This window comes from Mesorhizobium sp. M7A.F.Ca.CA.001.10.2.1 (assembly GCF_003998575.1).
In the GTDB taxonomy this organism is placed as follows: domain Bacteria; phylum Pseudomonadota; class Alphaproteobacteria; order Rhizobiales; family Rhizobiaceae; genus Mesorhizobium.
Window position 1 is genome coordinate 1 of sequence record NZ_RZQY01000938.1, and the last position, 1,725, is coordinate 1,725.

Annotated in this window: 1 protein-coding gene and 1 pseudogene; both read left to right on the plus strand. The window is 62.2% G+C overall.

What is annotated here, in order from left to right; all coding sequences use genetic code 11:
- A pseudogene (locus tag EN964_RS33700) lies at window positions 1–226 on the plus strand (hypothetical protein); the annotation flags it as partial.
- Between the two features lie 304 nt (window positions 227–530).
- Window positions 531–1,523 carry an AraD1 family protein gene (gene araD1 / locus EN964_RS33705; protein WP_127266707.1) on the plus strand — a complete coding sequence of 331 codons (993 nt, stop codon included), beginning with the start codon at window positions 531–533 and terminating at the stop codon, window positions 1,521–1,523.
- The last annotated feature ends 202 nt before the right edge of the window (window positions 1,524–1,725 follow it).

The following is a 1,725-nucleotide window of genomic DNA, read 5'->3' on the forward strand; positions in this document are numbered from 1 at the left end:
GACCGACGCCGCCCATCGCCGAGGCGCCGCCGTCTTCATCGGCGGCGCCTCGGCGATGGGCGGCGTCGGTCAGGTCATCGGCGCGGTGGTCGGCGGCTTCATCATGGGCGTGATGAACAACGGCATGTCGATTATGGGCGTCAATGTCGACTGGCAGCAGGTGGTCAAAGGCCTGGTGCTGCTCGGTGCCGTGATCTTCGACGTCTACAACAAGAACAAGGCTTGAACGGGCTTAAGAGCAATTCCAGGAAAATGTGAAACGGTTTTCCGCCTGGAATTGCGCCAAGACAATGAGTTAGAGCGGTTCGCCGTTTCCGTGAAACGGTGAACTGCTCTAGGCGAGGCAAGCAGGAGGCATACGATCGCGGCGCTGCCGGCAACCCGCCGGTAACAGAAGTCCCTGAGGGACCAGGCCCGCGAGCGCAATCCGAACTGAGAATTTAAACCGTGGCATGGACGAGGTCCCGGCCGCGCTGAGTAAGGTCTGCCGTTTTGGCAGTCCTGCCAAGGCAAATGAGAGAGGATTCATCATGCTGATCTCCCAGATCCTCGACGACGCCGAGACCATCCGCGTCGTCGCCCGCAATGGCGGCAAGACCCGGATCATCAATGGCGCCCGCAGCGTCTATTCGCTGGCGATGGAGGCCGCCCGCACCGGCGTCGGCCTCGTCGCGCTGATCGAACGCAAGGGGCTTGGCGAGACGGTCGATCTCGAGGCCGCTTACAAGAAGGGGCGGCTGCTGTCGCCGATCAATCACCCTGATCCGGCGCATCTGCACCTGACCGGCACCGGGCTGACGCATCTCGGCTCCGCCGCGACGCGCGATTCCATGCACAAGAAGCTGAGCGCCGACGGCGAGGAGCAGCTCACCGATTCCATGAAGATGTTTCGCATGGGGCTGGAGGGCGGCAAGCCGGCGAATGGCCAGATCGGCGTGCAGCCGGAATGGTTCTACAAAGGCAACGGCACGATGGCGGTGGCGCCAGGTGCCGCACTTCTGTCACCGGCCTTTGCCAAGGACGCCGGCGAAGAGCCCGAGGTGGCCGGCATCTATGTCATCGGCGACGACGGCGCACCTTTCCGCGTCGGCTTCACGCTGTCGAACGAGTTTTCCGACCACGTCACCGAGCGCGTGAACTATCTGTTCCTCGCCCATTCCAAGCTGCGCAACGCCTCGTTCGGTCCGGAAATCCTGATCGGCGACCTGCCGCCCGATATCCGCGGCACCTCGCGCATCGTGCGTGACAGCGAGGTGCTGTGGGAAAAGCCGTTCCTGTCCGGCGAAGCGAACATGTCGCACACCATCGCCAATCTCGAACATCACCATTTCAAATACGCGGCCTTCCGCCAGCCGGGCGACGTGCATGTGCATATGTTCGGCACGGCCACGCTCTCTTTCGCCGACGGCATCAGGACCGAGGCCGGCGATGTGTTCGAGATCGAGGCCGGGGACTTCGGCCTGCCGCTGCGCAATCCGCTGGAGATCGAAAAGCCGGTGAAGGTGGCTGTGAAGGCGCTTTGAGGTAGCGCCTTTTTCCTTCTCCCCTTGTGGGAGAAGGTGGATCGGCGCGTTAGCGCCGAGACGGATGAGGGGTGTTCCAGCGAAATAAGACGTTTGCGTTCCCTGGAACACCCCTCATCCGCCGCCTTCGGCGACACCTTCTCCCACAAGGGGAGAAGGGAAGAAGCGCCCAGCCTCAATAAATATCGAAGTCGAAATACTT

Excerpts from the sequence above, each read along its gene's own strand:
- araD1 (WP_127266707.1), top strand. The coding sequence starts at position 531 with ATGCTGATCTCCCAGATCCTCGACGACGCCGAGACCATCCGCGTCGTC.